The sequence below is a fragment of the Pseudomonas sp. NPDC089396 genome (genome assembly GCF_044749545.1).
Taxonomy (GTDB): Bacteria; Pseudomonadota; Gammaproteobacteria; order Pseudomonadales; family Pseudomonadaceae; genus Aquipseudomonas.
This window is the reverse complement of the sequence record NZ_JBIVIC010000002.1, coordinates 123,939-144,681: the sequence shown is the minus strand read 5'-3', so window position 1 is coordinate 144,681 and position 20,743 is coordinate 123,939. Positions and strand designations below refer to the sequence as shown.

Genomic DNA, 20,743 nt, shown 5'->3' with positions numbered 1-20,743 from the left:
CGCTGCAGTACCTGTGGGAGCCGGCTTGCCGGCGATTGGGTCGCGAAGCGACCCCGGTCCTGTTAGTACTGCTGACCAGGAATCGGCTTCAGGTTGACCTCGACCCGGCGGTTCTGCGCCCGGCCATTGGTATCGGCGTTGCTGGCGATCGGCTGATCCGGGCCCATGCCGCGCGCCGATATGCGCGTGGCATCGATACCCTGCGAGGTCAGGTAGCTGCTGACCGCCTGGGCGCGACGCTGGGACAGGTCCATGTTGTGCTGGCGGCTGCCAGTGCTGTCAGTGAAGCCAACCACTTCGATGGTGTTCTGGTTGAACTGCTTGAACGAGTTCGCCAGGTTGTTCAGCGGCGCGTAGAAGCTCGGGGAAATGTTCGCCGAATCGGTGGCGAAGGTGATGTTGCCCGGCATGATCAGCTTGATCTGGTCACCCTCGCGCTGTACTTCGACGCCGGTATTGGCCATTTTGGCGCGCAGTTCGGCTTCCTGCTTGTCGGCATAGTAGCCGTAGCCGGCGGCGGCGGCACCGACCGCGGCGGCGCCGATCAGCGCACCCTTGCCACGGTTGTCGTGATCGATGGCGGCACCGGCAATGGCGCCGGCCAGCGCGCCCAGGCCGCCGTACTTGGCGGTCTTGCTCATCCCGGTGGAGCCGCCCTGCGCCTGACCTTGGTTGTCATAAGCATTTTGGCCGGCGCAGCCGGTCATCAGGGCTGCGGCAGTTGCGACGATAATCAGACGGCGCATGTTGAACATGGACAAGCTCCTACAAAAATTCAGTTGTGCGGCAGATCGCAGAGGGATCAATGCCAGCCTTGGATTGCATGAAGGCGAAATAATTCCATGAAACCACTTTCATGTGGTTTCAGGCCCGCACGAACGGGTTCTCGCGCATCTCGTCACCCAGTCGGGTATCGGGGCCGTGGCCGGTGACCACGATGGCGTCTTCATCCAGGCGATACAGACGCTCCTTGATCGAGCGCACGATGGCGCGCTGGTCACCACCCCACAAATCGGTGCGGCCGATACCCCGGCGGAACAGGGTATCACCGGCAATCAGCAACTTGGCGTCGGCGAACCAGAAGCTCATCGAACCTGGCGTATGCCCCGGCGTGTGCAGGGCCACACCGCAGCCACAGGCCAGCGCTTCGTCATCACCGAGCCAGCGGTCTGGCGAGGGCACCGGGGTGTAGGGCACGCCGAACATCTGGCATTGCATTTCAAGGTTGTCCCACAGGGCCTGGTCGTCCTTGTGCAGGTGCAACGTGGCGCCGGTGAGCTCCTTGAGCTTGCCCGAGGCGAGGAAATGGTCGAAGTGCGCATGGGTGTGGATGATGCTCACCAGGGTCAGGCCGTGGGCCTGCAGACGGGCGAGAATCTTATCCGGATCGCCGCCCGGGTCGACGACGATGGCTTTCTTGGTGAGCGGGTCGCCGATCAGCGTGCAGTTGCACTGCAGGGGGCCTACGGGGAAGGTTTCGCGGATGAGGGCTAGCGATGTGTTTTCCATGAGAATCAATCAATCGAATAGCGTTTGAATGCGAGCCAATGCGTCGAGGATAACCACCTCCGGAACCGACTCGATACGTTTGGCACCTCGGGCTTCAAGGTCGACCGTGCGAATCTGATTGCAGAGCACTACCCCTTGGGTCTGAGTGCCTGCGCCACTAAGGGTAACCGCAAAGCCTGCATGCCTGGCGAAATCTGCGCCCTGGGAAATGGGTACGATCACGGCGAGCCCTGCTGCATTGAAGGCAGCTGGCGTGATGACCAGGGCCGGGCGCCCACTGCCCTGTTGTTCCCGGCCAAGCGTAGGGTCCAGGTTGATTCGAACGATATCGCCTCTGCCGAACCTGACCCGCTTCACACTTCACGCCCCACTGGACGCATTGCGTTCCAGTCGGCCATATCCTCAGGCTCGGGAGCATTCAGGTCACATTGCGCCATCAGCTCTTCAAGGGTGTACTTGGGTTTGGGCCGCACGGGCTTGAGCACAAGCGTTTCCCCTGTCGTGTCCAGGCTCAGGGTCGAACCGACACCGAGGCGCATTTGTTTGAGCACTGCCGCCGGCAGGCGAATGGCGGCACTGTTGCCCCATTGCTGAATCTTGATCTGCATGAGTATCTCCCAAGGTAGATACATAGTAGAAACCCTCCAAGTGATTGCAAGTGAAATGTAGAAACGTCGTATCTACAATGTCACCCGCCGGGCCCCTAAAAAAGCCCGGATATCACGAGAAAGCGCTTCCTCACAATGCCTTGGGAAACGGCTTACAAACGCTCACTTGGCGCTCACGGCAAGTACAACTTGAACAGCCCTCCCCCAAGCGCCCCGCCATTGGCAATCTCGATGCGCCCCCGTACCCCGTCGCGCTCATGCAGCGCCGCGATCCGCGCCGCGAAGTACAGGCCGAGGCCGGTGCCACCGCTTTGCGCATCGATGCTCTGCACATAATCCTGTTGCCGTTCGATCATAAGTGCCGGGTAACCGGGGCCGTCATCGTTGACGCTGATGACCAGTTGCTCGTCTTCTTCCTCGATGCTGATCAACAGCGCATGCCCGGCATAGCGCGTGGCATTGGTGACCACATTGGCGATCACCGAGGCGACCAGCTCACGGTCGAAGAAGCCCAGCGGGTTGTCGCTGTCGATACGCCAGGTGGCGAGGATGTCATTGTGCTCCAGCACTTGCTGGTGGGCCGCCAGCTGGGCTTCGATGAAGTCGTCAAGCTCGTGGTAGTCCGGGCAGACCGGCAACTGATTGACGCCCAGTTTGTACAACCCGAGCAACTGCACCAGCATGCCGTTGAGGTGGCGGAATTCGTGTTCGATCACACCTTGCTCGGTGCCGCCACGCAGGTCTTCGGGCAAGCGTGCCAGCCACTGATCGTGGGACTGGATCAGCGCTGACAGCGAGTTTTTCAGGTCATGCACGGTGGAGGCGATCACCGTGGAAAAATCCAGCCCCTGATTGTCCTGGCTCATGCGCCGAATACCTTGATGTGCAATTTGCGGTAGCGGTCGTAACGGCTGTCGCTGGGGGGAATACCGGCCACACTGGACAGGCAGCTACGGCATTCCTGCAGGATGGCCGGCGGCGTGACTTCGCCACCGATGCGCAGCAGCGCCTGGGACGTATTGAGCGCGATGCTGATGTTCTTCGGTTGCAGCGACAGGGCTTTGCGGAACATCTGCAACGCTTCGTTGAGCTGCCCGGCCTGGTAGCTGCGCACCCCTTGGCGGTTGAGGTCGACGGCCTCGGTGACAGCGTTGAGTACGCTCGGGTCGTCGGTGAGTGCGGCCACGCTCTGCATGACCTTGGGATCGTCACCGTAGGTTTCCACGCAGCTTTTGAGGATGGTGCCACTTGCGGCTTCCTGGCCAAACGCCTGCAGCTGCCTGGCCACGGTCAGGGCGGCTTCGACCGAGAAAAACTGCTCCATCTTGTCCAGCCGGGCAATGGCCTGCTCTGTGAGCTTGGCGGCCGTTTCGGCATCGCCGGCCTGCTGCAGACTGGCGGCCTTCATCATGCGCGCACGCACTTGCAGCCCCTGGTCTTCGGCATTGTCCTTGGCCACTTCGCTGAGCACGGTATTGATCTCGACACGGGCACGGGCATCCAGGCCAAAACCGGCATTCTTGCTCATCAAGGCCTGCACCAGGCCAAGGTTGCTTTCAGGATCCTTGTAGCGAGAACTCTTGCCTTGGTTGACTGCATGGCGGAACGCCTTCGAGGCGCTCTCGAAGTCTTCGTTCGCCAGCGCCAACTTGCCCAGCGTGGCCTGACGCCGCACCGCCAGCGGCGACAGGCGCACCGCCTCTTCAAGCATGTTCTGGGCACGCTTGGTGTCACCTTGGGCGACCAATACGTCGGCCATGCCATCGTACAGCCCAGGCATGATCGGGAAGGCCTTGAGCGCCTGCTCATAGACGCCCTGGGCCTGGGCATTCTGGCCGCGCTTGTGCATCAGGCTGCCCAGTGCCGAGTACACCCATGGCTGCGGACGGCTGGCGAGGATGCTTTTGAGGAACTTCTCCAGCTCCTCGAAGCGGTTGAGGTGACGCAAGGCATCGGCCCGGTAGCGCAGGCACAAGGGCGCGAAGCGCGGGTCTTTCTTGCACAGTTCGGCACAGGCCACCAGCACTTCGGCTGGGCGGCCGCGGTCCAGGGCCTGGAGGATCGGCTTGAGCAAGGTCTTGCGTTGCGTGAGCTTGTCCAGGCGCTGAGCCAGGCCCACGCGGTTGAACGGCTTGGTCAGGTAGGCATCAGGCTCATGCTCGAGGGCGCTGAGCACGATGGCCTGGCTGCTTTCGGCGGTGACCATGATGAACACGCACTCATGGCTGATCAGCTTGTCGAGGATCAGGTCCTCGAGCACTTGCTGGCCGTTCTTCTTGCCGTCACCGAGGTGGAAGTCCTGGAGAATGTAGTCATAGCGCTTCTGCCCGCACATGCGCAGGGCCTGCTCACCACTGTCGGCAGTGTCCACGTCGCGCACGCCCAGTTCTCGCAGCATCGAACGGGTCGAGGTGCGGAAATCGGTGAAGTCGTCGACGATCAGAAAGCTCTTTTGCCCGTACTGCAGCATCAACACGACCTGTATTGGGATGATGGGTGGATGGCGTGAGGCGATGCATACCGCCGACTCCTTTATCGGCCGTTGGTCGGAAAAGATGAGGGCAAGCATGAAGGGCTCAAGGCCAGCGCTTTATCGGCCCCTTCGCTGAACAGCCTGCTGTCAGGCCAGCAGGCCCAGCGACTTGGCCCGTGCCACCGCCTGGGTTCGCCGCTCCACACCCAGCTTGCTGTTGATATGGCTGGCGTGGGTCTTGACGGTATGGAGGGAGATGAACAACCGCTCGCTGATCTGCTGGTTGGAACACCCCTGCGCGATCAGCTCCAGCACCGCCAGCTCGCGGCCGCTCAGGGATTCGCCAGTGCCGCCTGGCGCGATGGCTATCTCGGGCAAGCGCGCCAGCAGCTCGGCCTGCAGCGGGCAGGCGGGACGCGCGAGCAACTGCTCACGCAGCCATAGCGGATGCGATTCGATCAGCCGCTGGAACGGCAACACCACGCCACCCTGGGCTGCCGCCAGGGCTATCGGCAGCAGCTCGGCAGCCTCGGTTTCGCGGCCTTGCACCAACAACAGGTCGATCCACTGGCACGACGCGCTCAGCGCCAGCAACATGCCGCCACTGGCCTGCCCGCGCTCGACCAGGTCGCGCAAACGAACCACGGCCTCGTCGCTGCGCCCCTGAACACGTTCGAGCAATGCCTGCTGCAATTCGATATGCAAGGGCAGCAACGGGTGAAACTCGGGCGCCGCCGCACGTTGCTCGCCGCCATAGGTCTGCCCCAGGCGCAGCAACCAGGACTCGGCCAGGTCAGTACGCCCCTGGGCCAGCCACAATTCACACTTCACCAACGTAATCATGGCCAGGTAGAAAATGGGCGGCACATCCCAGATGTGCATCAGCCGCTCGGCCTCGGCCAGCTCGGCGAACGCCTCTGCATAATTGCCCTCCCGGCCATCGAGCCCGGCGATCACACAATGGCCGATCAGTACGCTGATGTCGCGACAGGCACGCGCCTCGCCCAGCCCTGCACGCAAGCGCGCGCGCCCTTGGGCAGGTTGCAGGCGCCACACCAGTAGATAACCCTCGTACAAGGTGAGGCGCGCACGCACGGCGAACAGGCGCTGCGCCTGCAGGCCCTGCAGTCGCGCCAGCCCCTGGCGTACTTCTTCCAGCGCGCGCAGCACCTCACCACGGGCATGCAACACCCGCGCGCGATCGTAGTGCGCCAAGGCTTCGAACAAAGGGTTGCCGACCCGCTGGGCAAGCTCGAGCGCTTCACGGTTCCAGCTCCGCGCGCGCCAGTAGTCGGCATCGGCGATGGCCAGGTTCGACAGCGTCGACAAACACACCAGGCGCTGCCCATAGCGCTTGCACGGCAGGCTCTGCAGGGCTTCGCCGCAATAGGCCAGGGTGCGCTTGCGATCCCCCCGCCCACGGGCGATGACCCCGCTCAACGCCAGCCACTGCGCCAGCATCGACCGTTGCGCCGTAGCTGAGGGGGCGGGCAGAAAACGGCTGAGGTGGCTTGCCAGTTCTTCCGCGGCATCGAGCTGGCAGGCCAGGCCCAATGCCCAGCTGTACAGCACGATCAGCCGCGGCGTGCTGATGAGCAGGCTGTCGGGCAGGTCCATTTTCCAGCGCAATAGCATGCCGACGTTCTGCTCGGCCAGCAGTTGCTCCTCCGAAAGGCTCTGTACCAGGTTGGCGGCAACGTCCAGGTGGCCGGCACGCAATGCCTGCTCCACGGCCTCGTCAAGCAGGCCCTGGGCCTGGAACCAGCGACAGGCGCGAAGGTGCAGGCGGGCCGGCGGTTCGCTGGCCTGTCGGCTGCGTAGCAGGTCGGAGAACAGATGGTGGTAGCGATACCAGTGACCATGCTCGTCCAGCGGCACCAGGAATACCTGATGGGCTTGCAGGTAGCTGAGGATCGCAGCACTGTCGTGACGTTCGCGCACGGCATCGCACAACGCCGCGCAGAAGCGCTCCTGGCAGGCGGTGTCGAACAGGAAGGCCTGCACGTCCGACGGCAGTATGTCGATGACTTCTTCCAGCAGGTAATCGCGAATCAGCCCTTCGCCGCCATGCAGCGCCTGGGGCAAAGCGTACTCATCGCCGCACTCGCTGGCCGCCAGTTGCCAGAAGCGCAGCCCGGCCACCCAGCCGTCACTGCGCTGGATGAGGTTGTCCAGGGCCTGGCCACGCAGGCCCGTCGGCTGACGACCGATGACGGCCAGGGCCTCATCGGCGGTAAGGCGCAGATCCTGCTCGTTCAGCTCGACCAGCTGCCGCGACAGGCGCAGCCGCGCCAGGTGCCAGTCCGGGCGCTGGCGGCTGGTGACGAGCAAGACCAGGCCGCCGGGCAGGTGATTGAGGAAGAACTGCAGACAGCGGTCGAGCACGGGACCCTGGGCCAGGTGATAGTCGTCCAGCACCAGCAGCAACGGCGTGTCGGCCTGCAAGTAGAGCGCAAGCTCGTCGAGCAGGCCGTCGATCCACTCCTCGAAGGCGAACGGCTGATGGCGCTGGCGCATCTTCAGCAGCCCCATGGCCTGGCCGCCCAGTGCCGGGCAGTATTGCTGGAGCCCTTCAAGCAGGCGTTCGAGGAAGCGGCCCGGTTCGGCATCGCGCTGGCTCAGGCCGAGCCAAAGGCTGCGCCAGTGGTCGGGCAGCGCTTCACAGAATTCGATGGCAAGGGAGCTTTTGCCAAAACCCGCCGGGGCATTGACCAGCAGCAAGCGCCCGCCCAGGCCGGCGTGCAGACGCTGGCACAGCCGTGCACGCGCCACGTGGCCGTCCGGCAATGGCGGCCGGAAGAAACGCCCGTCCAGCAGGCCCAGGGCCTGGCTGGCGAATCCATGCGTACGGGACAAATCTGTCATGGCCGGCTCGTTCTGGTTGGAAGACTACGGCGATACGGATTGTTGCGAGACTAGCGGGTAACGTGGCGCATTTGAAGATGATGGGCACCATTACCGTCGAAAAGTCTGCGACAAAAAGCAACTTGGCTGCTGGACAGCGGGCTGGCGCGGGGGTTTGGCGGGGTATTCAGCAGAATGATTGCCGGAGCAGAACAGAAATGCCCCGGCAAGCCGGGGCATTCTGGGAGATCACACGAAGTTGCGGGTTTTCGACTCAGCGAATACCGGACTGGCGCAGGGCGGCAGGCTGGAAGTCGGCCTTGCTGGCATTGAAGCCGAAGTCGTAGGCACGCTTCTCTTCGTTCTTCATGCCCAGGGCCAGGTAGCGGCCCGACTGCAGGTCGTAGATGGCTTCCAGGGTGTACCACGGCACTTGCACGTTGTAGTAATCCTGGGCATGCGCCTCGGATACACGCCACAGCTGGTTACGGCCGTCATACTGGTCGATCACCGCAGCCTGCCAGGTGTCTTCGTCGATGTAGAAGTCACGCTTGGCGTAGATGTGCCGTTGGCCCGGCTTGAGCGTCGCGACCACATGCCATACCCGGCGTAGCTCGTAACGGGCCAGATCCTGGTTGATGTGGCCAGCCTTGATGATGTCGCCGTACTTGAGCTTCGGATCGTCGAGCTTGTAGGCGTTCGAGGCGATGTACATCTCCTTCTTGCCTTCGAGCTTCCAGTCGTAACGGTCTGGGGCACCGTTGTACATGTCCAGGTTGTCCGAGGTACGCAGGCCGTCGGCAGCCGTACCCGGGCCATCGTAGGACACTTGCGGCGCCTGGCGCACCCGGCGCTGGCCGGCGTTGTAGATCCACGCCTTGCGCGGTTCCTTGACCTGGTCGAGCGTCTCGTGCACCAGCAGTACGGTACCGGCCAGGCGCGCTGGCGCAGTCACTTCCTGCTTGAAGTAGAAGAGGATGTTGCCCGGGTTGTTCGGGTCGTAGTCCTTCATCCTGTCGCGGAACACGAATTGGTCGGAGAAGTACACCAGGCTGTAGGAGCCGTTCTGCTGTGGGGTGGCCTGGGTCACGAGGCGACTGACGCTGCCGCCACGGTAGCGAGTGATGTGGTTCCAGATCACTTCCAGCCCACTTTTGGGAATCGGGAACGGCACGGCGGTCTGGAAGTTGTTCAGCCCGTTGCCGCCTTCGACCAGGGTGGTGCTGGTGGCGTTTTTCTTGATGGCGGCGAACACCTCGTCAGGCACGGTGGCGCCACGGTGGGTCTTGTACACCGGGATCTTGAAGGTGTCCGGGTAGCGCTTGAGCATCGCCATCTGGCCCGGCGACAGCTTGTCCTTGTACTGCTCGGCGTTCTGCGCGGTGATGGTGAACAGCGGCTTGTCGCTGCCATAAGGGTCGGAGAGGAAACCCCTGGCATCTACGCTGCCCGCGGTCTTGGACAGTGGCTGCCAAGGGCCGATGGAGCCATCGGCATTGCCGGCTTTTTCCGCGCCCATTGGCGTGAGGGTGCTGCCCAGCTTGGCCGCTTCGTCGGCGGAAACTGCCGCCATGACGCTGCTCGCCAGCAGGGACAGGCCCAGCACACCGGCTTTCAGCAGACTTCTGGTCTTGTTCATGTGGTGTCGTCCTGGATCTGAGTGCTTAGAAGTTCACGCCGAAGCTGAGGGCGACGAAGTCGCGATCATCCACGGTGGTGTACTCGCCATCGAAGAAATTGGTGTACGACAGGCTGGCGGTGTAGGTGTTCTGGTACTCGGCGTCCAAGCCCAGGCTGATCGCCTTGCGGCCTTCCTCGAAGTTGGCGCCAGGGCCCGGCGAGTAGCCGGACACGTCATGGGACCAGGCCACGTTGGGCTTGAGGTTGATCCCGGCGAACACGTCGTTGTAGTCCCAGATGACCCGGGCGCGATAACCCCAGGAGGTGCTGGTGGTGAAGCCGTCGTTTTCGCAGTTGCGGTTCAGGTTGGCGGTCGAGGTACCGGGGCCAGCGCCGGCGATGGTGCTGGCATTGAGCGCCTGGCAGGTATTGGCGCCGCCCGTGGATGGCAGCGGACCCGGGCCGAACACAGGGTCGCGACCATAACGGGTATCGTGCGCGCTCTCGAGGCCACCGACGTGGGTGACGCCCACTTCGCCGACCACGGTCATGCGGCTGGCGCCCATCACCTGGTCGAAGAAGTGCGTCAGGGTGGTCTGGAACTGGGTGATTTCCTTGCGGCGATAGCCGTGCAGGTCCTCTCCAGGAGTGCCGGTGAGCAGCGAAGCGTTGCTCAGCGCGCCACCAATAGGGCGCACGCCGGCGAACAGGATATCGGTGGTGTTCAGTTGCACCGGCGCATTCGGCCGGTAGCTGAGCTCGCCGCTCCACGCGGTGCCGGTGGGCAGCGTGGTGGAGAAGCTCAGGCCATACAGGCGGATATCCTCGGGGTACTCGACGAAGTACTGCGAGTTGCCCGCCACGATCAACGGCGCCAGCGCACGCAATTGCGGAGGCAGCCTGCTTAGGCTGCCGAATACCGCCGGCGAAGCGCCGGTGGCGCTGAAGATCGGCGCGCGGCTGTGGTAGTTCATGAAGTAGGCACCGAACTCGGTGTCCAGCGGCTCGAACATGTAGCGCATGGCCACGCCGAACTGGCCGCTGTCGCGGGCATCGCGGTCAGCACCACGGGCCACCATCACGCCTTCTTCGTTGATGTCCACGCCCTGGGTGGCGAGGAACTGCTGGGCCGGCACCGGCACGGTACGGCTGCTGTTGAGCACGCGCAGGTTGTTGTTGCAACCATCGGCGATGATGTCGGGCTGGGAGAAGAAGGTGCCGCAGTTGTCGACGACGGTCTGGTCCCATTCGATCTGGTAGAAGGCTTCGGCCGACAGGTTGTCGGTGAGGCTCTGCGAGATGTAGAACATGTTGACTGGAATCAGGCCTTCCTTGATCTCGGCACCTGGGCGGCGGAACGCGGCCACGTCGATCGGGTTGATCGAGTTGATGCCACCGCCGATGAAGGTGCTCTCACCCCAGCTCACCACCTGCTTGCCCAGGCGCACCGAGCCCGGCTGATCGCCGATCGAGTAGTTGTGGTAGACGAAGGCGTCGAGCAGTTGGGCGCCGGAGGATTTGGCGCCTTCCTTGCGGCCGGAATCGCTGATGTCCTTGAACGGACGGCTCTCGTCCTTGAGTTCGAAGTCGTACCAGTACTTGCCCCGCACGAACACGCCGGTGTCGCCGTACTTGAGCTCCAGGTCATGGATGCCCTTGAAGATCTTCGAGAAGGTTTCTCCCTTCTTGAAGTTCAGGTGACCATCGTCGGAGGTTTGCGACAGGCCCTTGCCACCATTGTTGACCCCGATCAGGTTCTGGTTCGGGTTGGCAGTCGACCAGCTGGCCCCGACAGAGAGCGACGAGTCGAACTGGCCTTCGATTTCACCGATGTTGAAACTGACCGCAAAAGCAGGACTTGCGAGCGTGGAAGCAAGGCTGACCGCCAAGGGCAGCTTGGCCCGGCGCCAGAACGTATTTGCAGATGTCATCGACGCTACTCCATGTACTTTTTTTGTTATGGCAGTGAGTCCTTTCAAGAACGGTCCGTGAGACCGGTATGCGGGCTTGCACCCGCGGCGACACATGTTGCACACGTCGCCTTCCCCCATTCCTGAAGATCCCCTGGCCCCGACTATAGCCAGCAGGCGCAGGTGCTTGATCCCTCTAAAGTGTGATTTGCGAGCTGGGGCGCCATTTCACCCCGGTGTTTCCAGTTTGCACGCTGGCAGTGCTGAAGGATGGCGTATTTTTTTCGTTTGGCAAGGATCAAGCCGCTCTAGCTCGCGGGTCGCGTTCTGTCGCACGCGACCCGCGCTACACCTAAACGGTGGACAGGAAGGCGCTGTTACTGGCCTGCCACTGGACGATGTCCTGGCGGATGCGCTTCTTGTCGAGCTTGCCGACACTGGTCTTGGGAATTTCAGTAACAACGGCGATCTGGCTGGGAATCGCCCACTTGTTGATATGTCCTTGCTCGACAAAAGGCTTGAGGTGTTCCTTGAGCGACTTGGCATCGATGGCCTGGCCGTCACGTGACACCAACAGGGCGAACGGGCGCTCGCCCCATTGCGGATCGGCCACCCCCACCACCGCCACTTCGCGCACGGCAGGGTGGCGGCTGATCAGGTCCTCGAGGTCGAGTGACGAGATCCACTCGCCACCGGTCTTGATGACATCCTTGATGCGGTCGCGAATATCGATGTAGCCCATGCCGTCCAGCGTGGCGACGTCGCCGGTGTGCAGCCAGCCACCCTGCCACAGCTCTTCGCTCTTCTGCGGCTCCTTGAAGTAACCCATGGTCAGCCAGGGCGCACGCAGCACCAGTTCACCCTGGGTCTCGCCATCGGCCGGAAGGAAGTTGCCATCGCCATCGACGATCGCCGCCTCCACCAACGGCACCGGCACGCCGGCCTTGATCCGGTAGGTAACGCGCTCGTCCTCGCTGCCGGCCTGCAGTTCATCGTTGAGGTGCGCGGCGGAGATCAGCGGGCAGGTTTCGGACATGCCGTAGGCCGCCGTCAGCTGGATGCCACGGGCCAGGGCAGCCTGGTACAGCGAGCGGTTGAGCGCGCTGCCGCCAATGATGATCTTCCAGCCGCCGAAGTCCTCGCCCTGCGAACTCGGGCAATTGAGCAGCATCTGCAGGATGGTCGGTACGCAGTGGGAGAAGGTGACCTTCTCCTCACGCCACAGCTTGACCAGCATGTCCGGCTCGTAACGCCCGGGGTAGACCTGCTTCATGCCCAGCATGGTCGCAGCGTAGGGAATGCCCCAGGCATGTACGTGGAACATCGGCGTGATCGGCATGTAGACGTCGTTGCTGCCGAGCAGGCGAACACTGTCGATGCTGCCGGTGACCGACGCCTCGGCGAGGGTGTGCAGCACCAGCTGGCGATGGGTGAAGTACACCCCCTTCGGGTTGCCGGTGGTGCCGGTGGTGTAGAAGGTGGTGGCCACCGAGTTTTCGTCGAAGTCCGGGAAGTCGTACTGGGGGCTGGCCGCAGCGAGCAGTTGCTCGTACTCGCCCACCAGGTTGGGCAGCTCGGCCGTCTTCGCCTCGCCATCGGTCAGCAGCAAGGTCTTGTCGACCGTGGTCAGTTGCCCGGCAATGCCCTGGTAGAGCCCGACGAAGTCGCTGTTGACCAGTACCACGCGGTCTTCGGCGTGGTTCATGGTGTAGAGGATCTGCTCGGGTGACAGGCGCACGTTGATGGTGTGCACCACTGCGCCGATCATCGGGATGGCGAACATGCATTCGAGGTAGCGGTGGCTGTCCCAATCCATCACCGCCACGGTGTCGCCGGCCTTGACCCCGGCCTCGGTCAGCACGTTGGCCAGGCGTGCGATACGCTCGTTGAGTTGTGGATAAGTCAGCCGCAGCTGGTCGCGATAGACGATTTCACGGGTTTTCTCGTAACGGCTGCCAGACATCAGCAGGCGCTTGATCAACAGGGGGAATGAATAGGCGCCCTCGGCGGGCTTGATGATGCGGGTCTGCAGCATGGGTATCCCTTCTTGAAAAGCGAGCCGGACAAGTCTGGCATCTACTGTAGTTCGCCAATGTGACGACCAAATCAGCCGAAGGAATGATTTGGCTGCAGAAGGTATGAGTGGCATTGTGCGGATTGACCGATCACCCCCGTCAATGCCTCTGGAGCCTTACCGATGCCCAGCCCGCGTCGCGCCGTGTTTCTCGATCACCAGTCCCTGGACCTCGGTGACCTCGACCTTTCCCCGCTGCACGATCAGTTCGACGAACTGCACCTGTTCGCCTCGACCCGCCCCGAACAGGTGGCCGAGCGCCTGCAGGGCGCCGTCGCAGTGGTGAGCAACAAGGTCATGCTCGACGCCGAGGCGCTGGCAGCCAACCCTCAGCTCAAGCTGATCCTGGTGGCCGCCACCGGCACCAACAACGTCGACCTGGCGGCGGCCCGCGCCCAAGGCATCACCGTGTGCAACTGCCAAGGCTATGGCACGCCCTCGGTGGCGCAACACACCATCGCCCTGTTGCTGGCCCTGGCCACGCGCCTGTGCGATTACAACCGGGCGGTGGCAGACGGGCAATGGGCCAAGGCCAGCCAGTTCTGCCTGCTGGATTACCCAATCGTCGAACTGGAGGGCAAAACCCTTGGCCTGCTTGGCCATGGCGAACTCGGTGGCGCTGTCGCGCGGCTGGCCGAGGCCTTTGGCATGCGCGTCCTGAGTGGTCAGATCCCTGGCCGTCCGGCACGCGACGACCGGCTGCCGCTGGACGAACTGCTGCCGCAGGTGGATGCCCTGACCCTGCACTGCCCCCTCAACGAACACACCCGGCACATGATCGGTGCCCGCGAACTGGCGTCGCTCAAGCCGGGTGCGCTGGTGGTCAATACCGCCCGGGGTGGCCTGATCGACGAGCAAGCGTTGGCGGACGCCCTGCGCAACGGCCATCTGGGCGGCGCCGCCACCGACGTCCTGAGCGTCGAGCCGCCGGTCGGTGGCAACCCGCTGCTGGCCCAGGACATCCCAGGCCTGGTCATTACCCCGCACAGCGCCTGGGGCGCGGTGGAGTCGCGCCAGCGCATCGTCGGCCAGCTCAGCGAGAACGCCCAGGCCTTCTTCGCCGGCCAGCCGCGCCGCGTGGTCTGCTGAGCGTCGCGGTCGGCTCTGCTACACTGCGCCACTTTTTTTCAGGAGGCGTCTGTCCATGGACCCGCGCAGTGAAGTGTTGCTCCGCCAGGCGGACCTGTTCCAGGGTCCGCTGCTGCTCGCCGGCGCCCCCGCCGACGACCTGCTTGGCCAACTGCCCAAGGCCCATGGCTGGACCTGGCATGCGGGTGATCAGGCCATGCTCGACAGCCGCTTCGCCGGGCGCAGCCATTACAGCGTCGAGGCGCCGCCTGTCGCTTTCGAAGCAGCCGTTCTGTTCCTGCCCAAATCCCGAGAACTGGCGGCGTACCTGCTCAATGCCCTGGCCTCGCGCCTGGGCGGCCGTGAACTTTACCTGGTGGGCGAAAAGCGCGGTGGCATCGAAGGCGCAGCCAAGCAGCTGCAGGCTTTCGGCAAGCCACGCAAGCTCGACAGCGCCCGGCACTGCCAGCTGTGGCAGGTCACCGTGGAGAATGCGCCTGAAGCCAAGCCGCTGGAGAGCCTGGCCGAACGCTTCACCCTCGATCTGGAGGACGGCCCGCTGCAGGTGGTGAGCCTGCCCGGCGTCTTCAGCCACGGCCGCCTGGACCGCGGCACGGCGCTGTTGCTCAAGCACCTGGACAATCTGCCGGTCGGCCATGTGCTGGACTTCGGCTGCGGCGCCGGCGTGCTCGGGGCAACGGTCAAGCGCCGTTATCCACAGAGCCAGGTCACCCTGCTGGATGTGGATGCCTTCGCCGTGGCTGCCAGCCGCCTGACCTTGGCGGCTAATCAGCTGGAAGGCCAGGTCATCAGCGGTGACGGCATCGACGCGGCCCCCCGCGACCTGAGCCTGATCCTGAGCAACCCGCCGTTCCATACGGGTGTGCACACCAACTACCAGGCCTCGGAAAACCTGCTGAAAAAATCAGGCGAACATCTGCGAAAAGGGGGCGAAATGCGTTTGGTTGCCAACAGCTTCCTGCGTTACCAGCCGCTGATCGAAGGGGCTTTGGGCAACTGCCAGACCTGCGCTGAAGCCGATGGCTTTCGCATCTACCGGGCAACCCGCGGATAAAAACAGGGCTTGCCGAAACCGTTACAGCTAGGCAGAATCCGCTCCGTCCTAGGGGAGTAGTCTCCCGCGAGCGCCCTGCTCGCCCGGCACGCGTCAACACACTTGGCCCACAGGCCATGGCGCGTGCGACCCACGATCTGCGCAGACAGATCCAGGGTTTGACAAGACCTATGACACGCACACCTTACCCGGGGCGGGGAGGCTGTACGTGTCATAGCCGTGTCGACCCGCCCCCGTAGGAAACCTGATGCTGGAATCTCTGTTGGTCCCCACCGCAATCGTCGCCCTCGCCGAAATTGGCGACAAGACGCAATTGCTCGCGCTCATTCTCGCTGCACGCTTCCGCAAACCCTGGCCGATCATCGCGGGCATCATCGCCGCTACCTTGGCCAACCATGCCGCCGCGGGTGCAGTAGGCGCCTGGGTCAGTGGGTTCTTCTCCGAGACGACGCTGCACTGGATCCTCGCCGCGAGCTTCGCCGCCACGGCGCTGTGGACGCTGGTGCCGGACAAGATGGATGACGACGAGAACCCGGCGCGCCGCTTCGGCCCGTTCCTCACTACGCTGATTGCGTTCTTCCTGGCCGAGATCGGCGACAAGACCCAGGTCGCCACGGTGATGCTGGCAGCGCAGTATCCGCACCTGATCATGGTCATCATCGGTACCACCCTGGGCATGCTGATCGCCAACGTGCCGGTGGTGCTGGCGGGTAACTTTGCGGCGGAGAAACTGCCGTTGACACTGATTCGCCGCCTGGCGTCGGCCGCCTTCTTCGTGCTGGCGATCGTGGCGGTGTATTCGGCGATGAAGGCCAGTGGTTGGGTGGGGTAACGGGGAAAGACGGGGCCGCTTTGCGGCCCCTGGCGCACTTACTTCTTGGCCGCTTCGTACAACGGCATCACCTTCGGAATCGCAGCCTGCAGCGAAGCGATCCGGCTTTCGGATGCCGGGTGAGTGCTCATGAACTCAGGCGGCGCACCCTCGGAAGCCTTGCTCATCTTGTTCCACAGCGTGATCGCGGCATTCGGGTCGTAGCCCGCACGCGCCGACAGCTCCAGTCCGATCAGGTCGGCTTCGTTCTCGTTGGCACGGCTGTTGGGCAGGGTCATGGCGTAGTTCACCACCTGGTCTGCCAGCGCGATGCTGCTCTGGCCAAGACCAAACAGCGCACCGGCGCCCTGACGGGCCATTTCCACGCCATATGCCTTGGACATCGCTTCACGGCTGTGCTCGCGCAAGGCGTGGGCAATTTCGTGACCGACCACGGCGGCGATCTCGGCATCGGTCAGCTTGAGCTGATCGATCAGGCCGGTGTAGACGATGATCTTGCCGCCCGGACCGCAGTTGGCATTGAGCTCATCACTCTTGATCACGTTGACTTCCCATTGCCACTGCGCGGCATCCGGGCGGAACTTCGGCGCCTGGGCAATCAAGCGATCAGCGATGACCTGAACGCGCTTGGCATCGGCGCTGGACTTGTCCAGCACACCCTTTTGCGACGCCTCGCCAAGGGTCTGCTGGTACGACTGGGCGTACATCTGGTTGACCTCATCGGTCGAGAGCATGCTGAACATGTACTGTTTGCGCTCAACGCCGACAGCACCGCCGCTGGTGGTGTTCACCGCCTGGCAGCCGGCTAGCAGGATGCCAGCACTCAACAGACTGACGACAAAAGACTTACGCATGAAAACACTCCCTGGATACATGGGCAGTATCCTAGGCCGAGTCGCGTGGGGCCGCCATAGCCGCAGGGAAGAATTGTTTGCCAGGCCCAGCGCGGCCTTCACATCAGGCCGGGGTCAGGCATTCCGGGGCATCCAGCCCGGGATCATTGACGAAATTGGCTAGCGCCCGCTCGCGCAGCGTGGCTGGAGGACTGGCCAGCAGTTCATGAAGCCGCGGCAAAGGCGTTTCGGCGTCGAGCCAGGCCGCCTGCCCTGCCTCATCGAGGATCAGCGGTCGGCGCTGATTCATCGCCGCCTGAGTCACCACCGCGCAACTCAGCCACACCTGGTCCTGCACCGGATACGCCTCCCACACCGCCGCGAAACACAACGTAGAGCCTTCCCCTGGGGTCAGCCAGTAGGGGCGTTTGCGCACCGTTCCGCGCCACTCGTAGAAACCATTGGCCGGCATCAGGCAACGGCGCTGCCGGAATGCTTCGCGGAACATTGGCTGTTCGGCCAAGGTTTCGGCCCGGGCGTGCGCCGGCGTTCGGGAGAGGTCGGTGAGCCAGGCCGGCGTCAGCCCCCAGCGCGCCTTGGCCAGCTGCATCTGGCCGTCAAGCTGGCGCTGGATCAGCACCGAGGCACCTGGCGAGATGTTCCACTGCGCGGGCTGGCCGACAGGAAAACCTGGCAGCCCGGCAATTGCCTGGGGCCAGCGAAACAGGGCATAGCGTCCACACATGAGCGAATTCAGAACCTAGCAGATCAAGGTACCGGGATAACTCTCCGGTTCGTCGCCGGCAAGCGGCTGGGCTCCATTGTACGCATCGATCAGCTGCCGCGCGTAACCGGCCTGCTCATCGGGCACTGCCAGTCCAAGCAGGCCCTGCAACGGCAGCTCACCCGCAGCGCCCATCAGGTCACGACCGACCAGGTGCACCTCGATGCCCTCGCTGGCCAGCATGCCGACCAGCATTTCAGCCTCCAGCAGGTTTTCCGGTTCGTAGATCCGCTGCATCAGTCATTCTCGCCGTAGACGTCCAGCATCCACTCTTCGCCATGCACCTGCAGCACGAAGCGAATAGGCTTGCAGCACACCTGACAGTCCTCTATGTACTCCTGGTCTCCCCCGGACAGGTCCACAGTGGTTTCGACTTCCTCGCCACAATAGGGGCAATCGTATATCGCTTGTTCGAGCATCGCGGCCTCCGGGGTGACTTTTGCGTATAATTGCCGGTCTGTTTACAGGGCTTGCGTGTGTCCGAGCCGTTTTTCGGGCCCCACCCCTACCTTATTACCCTAGCCGTTTCCAACAAGAGAGCATGATGGGCGAATTCGATGCCATCCGACCGTACGACGACGCTGAGGTCCCTGCCGTTCTGGCACGCCTGCTCAGCGACCCGGCATTCCTCGATATCCTCACCCACTTCCGCTTCCCGCGCGCCGCAGGCGCCCTCGGCTGGCTGCTCAAGCCACTGATCGCCCGTCGCCTGCGCAAGGAGTTCGCCGGTGTCACCTGCGTCTCTACCCTGCAGGACAAGGTCGAGTATTACGTCGACCAGACCATCGAGCGCGCCACGGACGGCGTCACCTACTCCGGTGTCGAACAGCTCAAGTCGGGGACTGCCTACCTGTTCCTGGCCAATCACCGCGACATCGTCATGGATCCGGCTTTCGTCAACTACGCGGTGTACCACGCGGGCCTGCCCACGCCGCGCATCGCCATCGGCGATAACTTGCTGCAAAAGCCGTTCGTCAGCGACATGATGCGCCTGAACAAAAGCTTCATCGTTCACCGCTCGATCACCGGTCGGCGTGAGAAGCTCGCGGCCTACCAGTTGCTGTCGGCCTACATCAACCATTCGATCCGCAACGACGGCACTTCGATCTGGATCGCCCAGGCCGAAGGGCGGGCCAAGGATGGTGACGACCGCACCGACTCGGCGATCCTCAAGATGTTCCACATGAGCCGCAAGGACGAGCCGTTCGGTGCCGTGATCCAGAGCCTGAACCTGATCCCGGTGTCGATCAGCTACGAGTACGACCCTTGCGACCAGGCCAAGGCGCGCGAGCTGTACATCCGCGCCACGACCGGCACCTACAAGAAGGCCCCGGGCGAGGACGACAACAGCATCGCCAAGGGCATTACTGGCTACAAGGGCCGCGTGCACATCAACTTCTCCGCGCCTGTCACCGACTTCTTCGAGGACACCAAGCAGCTGGCCCAGGAGATCGACCGACAAATCCTGGGTGGCTACCGGTTGTTCCCGGTGCACTACCTGGCCTACGCGATGTGGAGCGAGAAGGACGAGGCGCTGCAGGTGCCGAGTGCCGAGAAGGTGTTCCCGGCAGCGGAGCTTGCGAAGGCTCAGGAGGAATGGCAGCGCCGCCTGGACGCTTGCCCTGAGGAGCAGCGGCCGTATCTGGTGTTGCAGTACGCAACGCCGGTGCGCAATCAGTATCAGGTCAAGCTACAGGCGCCGGTGGCCTGACCTGCTGGGGCTGCGTTGCAGCCCAATCGCCGGCAAGCCGGCTCCCACAGTGTCATTGTGGGAGCCGGCTTGCCGGCGATTGCCCTCAGATCCAGGTGCTGAACCAGGACAGCAGCAACGCCATGGCCAGGCAGGAAAAACCAAGGATGTAGTAGTAACGCGGCACACGCTGGTCGAACGCATCCACCACTCCCTCCTCCACTGCCAGGCTCTCACGACTGACGGCCTCGCGGCGTCGTGCGCTGTGCAGCAGCAATCCGCCCGGGCAGGTCATCACCAGCGCCAGCAGATTGATCAGTTTGGTTGGGTGGGCAGACAGAAAGCCCCAGAGCACTTGCAAGGACATCACGCGACCTCGGATAGACGACAGCGAAGGCCGGCATTCTACCGAAGTCCACCCGTGGTGCCCGGTCTTGGCGACCAAGTGCCACTAAATTTCATCTGTCACACGCTCGTCATCAGAACAGGCCACCCTGTCGGCCTCTTCTTAGCAACGGAGTTTGCTCATGCTGCACGCCGAAAACCAGGACCGTCTCTATCTCGTGGCGCAGAGCGATGAGCAGCAGACGCTGATCGACGGTTTCGCCATCAATGTCCAGGACCGCCAGTGGCTGGTCTACTGTGCCTTGGGCGGGCATGCACATGAGCACCTGCCAGAGGTGGACTTGCTGACTGGCTTGAGCGTGCTGGATTTCTACAACGAAGCAGCTTGAGACCCGTACAGACAAAATAAAAAGCCCGCTGCCTGTATCCCAGGCAGCGGGCTTTTCAATTCAGCGCGAAGATTACTCGCCCAGCACCTGACCGATGGTCGGGTCCTTGAACAAGCGGGTCAACGCATCGCTCAACACATCACCCACCAGCTTGGTGTTGGTTTCCTGATTCGGCGCCATGCCGAAGCGCTGGTCCAGCGAAGCACCATAGCGACCGCTGTAACGGCGGTTGGCGTTGGACACGTCGGCACGGAAGGTGGCGCCAATGGTGGCCTCGGTCACGTACAGGTTGTCCTTGGGCGACTGGTACTTGAGTTCAGCCAGGGTCACGGTCAACTGCGGCGCGTTGGAGGCGTTCGGTGTCGGGGTGAAGCCCAGCAGGCGCACGGCAGCTTCGGCCTGGGCTTGCAGCTTGGGCACGACATCGTTGCCACTGACGCTGATGGTGCTGGTTTCAGGGTACATGCCACCCCGAGTACCCAGCGACTGCGAAGCCCGGCCGTCGACCACCTTGACCACCACCGGCTGGCCGTGGCCGACCGGGGCGAGTTGGGCATTGAGCTTGGGTTGCGGGCTGAGTTGTTGCGGGCTGTGGGCACAACCGGCCAGGCTGAGGCTGGCTACGGCGATCAAACCGAACAACAGTCGTTGCAACATGCGCGTTTCTCCAGAAAATGCGGCAAAGGCCC

General features: G+C 63.1%; 21 protein-coding genes and 1 riboswitch. Of the genes, 5 read left to right on the top strand and 16 right to left on the bottom strand.

Features of this window, described 5'->3' with window-relative positions; genetic code table 11:
* Positions 1 to 62: 62 nt before the first annotated feature.
* The 10 genes from ACIPZB_RS03715 to ACIPZB_RS03670 all read right to left on the bottom strand — a co-directional run bounded on the left by ACIPZB_RS03715 (position 63) and on the right by ACIPZB_RS03670 (position 12,999).
* Positions 63 to 755, bottom strand: a complete 693-nt coding sequence (locus tag ACIPZB_RS03715) for an OmpA family protein (protein ID WP_400639047.1) — start codon at positions 753 to 755, stop codon at positions 63 to 65.
* 109 nt (positions 756 to 864) lie between these two features.
* The gene (locus tag ACIPZB_RS03710) at positions 865 to 1,509 is read right to left on the bottom strand and encodes an MBL fold metallo-hydrolase (RefSeq protein ID WP_400639046.1); all 645 of its coding nucleotides are present in this window, start codon (positions 1,507 to 1,509) and stop codon (positions 865 to 867) included.
* A gap of 9 nt (positions 1,510 to 1,518) precedes the next feature.
* Entirely contained in the window at positions 1,519 to 1,866 is a 348-nt protein-coding gene (locus ACIPZB_RS03705; RefSeq protein ID WP_400639045.1) for a type II toxin-antitoxin system ChpB family toxin, read from the bottom strand.
* On the bottom strand, positions 1,863 to 2,141 hold the full coding sequence (locus ACIPZB_RS03700) for an AbrB/MazE/SpoVT family DNA-binding domain-containing protein (protein ID WP_400639044.1): 279 nt from the start codon (positions 2,139 to 2,141) through the stop codon (positions 1,863 to 1,865). The genes ACIPZB_RS03705 and ACIPZB_RS03700 overlap by 4 nt, the downstream gene beginning before the upstream one ends.
* A 149-nt stretch (positions 2,142 to 2,290) precedes the next feature.
* Complete coding sequence (locus ACIPZB_RS03695; protein ID WP_400639043.1) at positions 2,291 to 2,983, bottom strand: sensor histidine kinase; 693 nt, start codon at positions 2,981 to 2,983, stop codon at positions 2,291 to 2,293.
* Positions 2,980 to 4,587, bottom strand: a complete 1,608-nt coding sequence (locus ACIPZB_RS03690) for a tetratricopeptide repeat protein (protein WP_400639354.1) — start codon at positions 4,585 to 4,587, stop codon at positions 2,980 to 2,982. Before ACIPZB_RS03690 ends, ACIPZB_RS03695 begins: the two co-directional genes overlap by 4 nt.
* 150 nt (positions 4,588 to 4,737) lie before the next feature.
* Positions 4,738 to 7,455 (bottom strand): LuxR C-terminal-related transcriptional regulator, encoded by a 2,718-nt coding sequence (locus ACIPZB_RS03685; protein ID WP_400639042.1) that lies wholly within the window; start codon positions 7,453 to 7,455, stop codon positions 4,738 to 4,740.
* A 253-nt stretch (positions 7,456 to 7,708) separates the two neighbouring features.
* A complete protein-coding gene (locus ACIPZB_RS03680; protein ID WP_400639041.1) occupies positions 7,709 to 9,073 on the bottom strand; it encodes a DUF1329 domain-containing protein in 1,365 nt (454 codons plus the stop codon).
* Between the two features lie 25 nt (positions 9,074 to 9,098).
* Positions 9,099 to 10,985 (bottom strand): DUF1302 domain-containing protein, encoded by a 1,887-nt coding sequence (locus ACIPZB_RS03675; RefSeq protein ID WP_400639040.1) that lies wholly within the window; start codon positions 10,983 to 10,985, stop codon positions 9,099 to 9,101.
* Positions 10,986 to 11,316: 331 nt separating this feature from the next.
* Positions 11,317 to 12,999 (bottom strand): fatty acid--CoA ligase, encoded by a 1,683-nt coding sequence (locus ACIPZB_RS03670; protein WP_400639039.1) that lies wholly within the window; start codon positions 12,997 to 12,999, stop codon positions 11,317 to 11,319.
* Positions 13,000 to 13,161: 162 nt separating this feature from the next.
* Between ACIPZB_RS03670 and ACIPZB_RS03665 the strand changes: the two genes are divergently transcribed.
* The 3 genes from ACIPZB_RS03665 to ACIPZB_RS03655 all read left to right on the top strand — a co-directional run bounded on the left by ACIPZB_RS03665 (position 13,162) and on the right by ACIPZB_RS03655 (position 16,013).
* Entirely contained in the window at positions 13,162 to 14,127 is a 966-nt protein-coding gene (locus tag ACIPZB_RS03665; RefSeq protein WP_400639038.1) for a 2-hydroxyacid dehydrogenase, read from the top strand.
* Positions 14,128 to 14,182: 55 nt separating this feature from the next.
* Positions 14,183 to 15,181, top strand: coding sequence for a methyltransferase (locus ACIPZB_RS03660; protein WP_400639037.1), 999 nt, complete (start codon positions 14,183 to 14,185; stop codon positions 15,179 to 15,181).
* A 39-nt stretch (positions 15,182 to 15,220) separates the two neighbouring features.
* A riboswitch (yybP-ykoY riboswitch) is annotated at positions 15,221 to 15,340 on the top strand.
* Between the two features lie 91 nt (positions 15,341 to 15,431).
* The gene (locus ACIPZB_RS03655; protein ID WP_400639353.1) at positions 15,432 to 16,013 is read left to right on the top strand and encodes a TMEM165/GDT1 family protein; all 582 of its coding nucleotides are present in this window, start codon (positions 15,432 to 15,434) and stop codon (positions 16,011 to 16,013) included.
* A 38-nt stretch (positions 16,014 to 16,051) separates the two neighbouring features.
* Here ACIPZB_RS03655 and ACIPZB_RS03650 read toward each other — a convergent pair whose 3' ends face one another.
* From ACIPZB_RS03650 to ACIPZB_RS03635, 4 genes are all read right to left on the bottom strand, one after another.
* On the bottom strand, positions 16,052 to 16,867 hold the full coding sequence (locus ACIPZB_RS03650) for a M48 family metallopeptidase (protein WP_008096582.1): 816 nt from the start codon (positions 16,865 to 16,867) through the stop codon (positions 16,052 to 16,054).
* Positions 16,868 to 16,970: 103 nt separating this feature from the next.
* Positions 16,971 to 17,591: an SOS response-associated peptidase gene (locus ACIPZB_RS03645; protein WP_008096584.1), complete on the bottom strand. Its 621-nt coding sequence runs from the start codon at positions 17,589 to 17,591 to the stop codon at positions 16,971 to 16,973.
* 15 nt (positions 17,592 to 17,606) lie between these two features.
* On the bottom strand, positions 17,607 to 17,867 hold the full coding sequence (locus ACIPZB_RS03640) for a putative signal transducing protein (RefSeq protein ID WP_400639036.1): 261 nt from the start codon (positions 17,865 to 17,867) through the stop codon (positions 17,607 to 17,609).
* Positions 17,867 to 18,049, bottom strand: coding sequence for a CPXCG motif-containing cysteine-rich protein (locus ACIPZB_RS03635; RefSeq protein ID WP_400639035.1), 183 nt, complete (start codon positions 18,047 to 18,049; stop codon positions 17,867 to 17,869). The genes ACIPZB_RS03640 and ACIPZB_RS03635 overlap by 1 nt, the downstream gene beginning before the upstream one ends.
* Before the next feature lie 122 nt (positions 18,050 to 18,171).
* Between ACIPZB_RS03635 and ACIPZB_RS03630 the strand changes: the two genes are divergently transcribed.
* Positions 18,172 to 19,341 (top strand): 1-acyl-sn-glycerol-3-phosphate acyltransferase, encoded by a 1,170-nt coding sequence (locus tag ACIPZB_RS03630; protein ID WP_050548623.1) that lies wholly within the window; start codon positions 18,172 to 18,174, stop codon positions 19,339 to 19,341.
* Between the two features lie 85 nt (positions 19,342 to 19,426).
* Here the strand turns inward: ACIPZB_RS03630 and ACIPZB_RS03625 are convergent, their stop codons facing one another.
* Positions 19,427 to 19,687: a hypothetical protein gene (locus tag ACIPZB_RS03625; RefSeq protein ID WP_008099106.1), complete on the bottom strand. Its 261-nt coding sequence runs from the start codon at positions 19,685 to 19,687 to the stop codon at positions 19,427 to 19,429.
* A 160-nt stretch (positions 19,688 to 19,847) separates the two neighbouring features.
* Here ACIPZB_RS03625 and ACIPZB_RS03620 point away from each other — a divergent pair, with 160 nt between their 5' ends.
* On the top strand, positions 19,848 to 20,054 hold the full coding sequence (locus ACIPZB_RS03620) for a hypothetical protein (protein WP_400639034.1): 207 nt from the start codon (positions 19,848 to 19,850) through the stop codon (positions 20,052 to 20,054).
* Positions 20,055 to 20,126: 72 nt separating this feature from the next.
* Here the strand turns inward: ACIPZB_RS03620 and ACIPZB_RS03615 are convergent, their stop codons facing one another.
* Positions 20,127 to 20,711 carry a YajG family lipoprotein gene (locus ACIPZB_RS03615; protein WP_008099102.1) on the bottom strand — a complete coding sequence of 195 codons (585 nt, stop codon included), beginning with the start codon at positions 20,709 to 20,711 and terminating at the stop codon, positions 20,127 to 20,129.
* Positions 20,712 to 20,743 lie beyond the last annotated feature (32 nt).

Excerpts from the sequence above, each read along its gene's own strand:
- ACIPZB_RS03715 (WP_400639047.1), bottom strand. The coding sequence starts at position 755 with ATGTTCAACATGCGCCGTCTGATTATCGTCGCAACTGCCGCAGCCCTG.
- ACIPZB_RS03710 (WP_400639046.1), bottom strand. The coding sequence starts at position 1,509 with ATGGAAAACACATCGCTAGCCCTCATCCGCGAAACCTTCCCCGTAGGC.
- ACIPZB_RS03700 (WP_400639044.1), bottom strand. The coding sequence starts at position 2,141 with ATGTATCTACCTTGGGAGATACTCATGCAGATCAAGATTCAGCAATGG.
- ACIPZB_RS03695 (WP_400639043.1), bottom strand. The coding sequence starts at position 2,983 with ATGAGCCAGGACAATCAGGGGCTGGATTTTTCCACGGTGATCGCCTCC.
- ACIPZB_RS03690 (WP_400639354.1), bottom strand. The coding sequence starts at position 4,587 with ATGCTGCAGTACGGGCAAAAGAGCTTTCTGATCGTCGACGACTTCACC.
- ACIPZB_RS03685 (WP_400639042.1), bottom strand. The coding sequence starts at position 7,455 with ATGACAGATTTGTCCCGTACGCATGGATTCGCCAGCCAGGCCCTGGGC.
- ACIPZB_RS03680 (WP_400639041.1), bottom strand. The coding sequence starts at position 9,073 with ATGAACAAGACCAGAAGTCTGCTGAAAGCCGGTGTGCTGGGCCTGTCC.
- ACIPZB_RS03675 (WP_400639040.1), bottom strand. The coding sequence starts at position 10,985 with ATGACATCTGCAAATACGTTCTGGCGCCGGGCCAAGCTGCCCTTGGCG.
- ACIPZB_RS03670 (WP_400639039.1), bottom strand. The coding sequence starts at position 12,999 with ATGCTGCAGACCCGCATCATCAAGCCCGCCGAGGGCGCCTATTCATTC.
- ACIPZB_RS03665 (WP_400639038.1), top strand. The coding sequence starts at position 13,162 with ATGCCCAGCCCGCGTCGCGCCGTGTTTCTCGATCACCAGTCCCTGGAC.
- ACIPZB_RS03660 (WP_400639037.1), top strand. The coding sequence starts at position 14,183 with ATGGACCCGCGCAGTGAAGTGTTGCTCCGCCAGGCGGACCTGTTCCAG.
- ACIPZB_RS03650 (WP_008096582.1), bottom strand. The coding sequence starts at position 16,867 with ATGCGTAAGTCTTTTGTCGTCAGTCTGTTGAGTGCTGGCATCCTGCTA.
- ACIPZB_RS03645 (WP_008096584.1), bottom strand. The coding sequence starts at position 17,591 with ATGTGTGGACGCTATGCCCTGTTTCGCTGGCCCCAGGCAATTGCCGGG.
- ACIPZB_RS03640 (WP_400639036.1), bottom strand. The coding sequence starts at position 17,867 with ATGCAGCGGATCTACGAACCGGAAAACCTGCTGGAGGCTGAAATGCTG.
- ACIPZB_RS03635 (WP_400639035.1), bottom strand. The coding sequence starts at position 18,049 with ATGCTCGAACAAGCGATATACGATTGCCCCTATTGTGGCGAGGAAGTC.
- ACIPZB_RS03630 (WP_050548623.1), top strand. The coding sequence starts at position 18,172 with ATGATGGGCGAATTCGATGCCATCCGACCGTACGACGACGCTGAGGTC.
- ACIPZB_RS03625 (WP_008099106.1), bottom strand. The coding sequence starts at position 19,687 with ATGTCCTTGCAAGTGCTCTGGGGCTTTCTGTCTGCCCACCCAACCAAA.
- ACIPZB_RS03620 (WP_400639034.1), top strand. The coding sequence starts at position 19,848 with ATGCTGCACGCCGAAAACCAGGACCGTCTCTATCTCGTGGCGCAGAGC.
- ACIPZB_RS03615 (WP_008099102.1), bottom strand. The coding sequence starts at position 20,711 with ATGTTGCAACGACTGTTGTTCGGTTTGATCGCCGTAGCCAGCCTCAGC.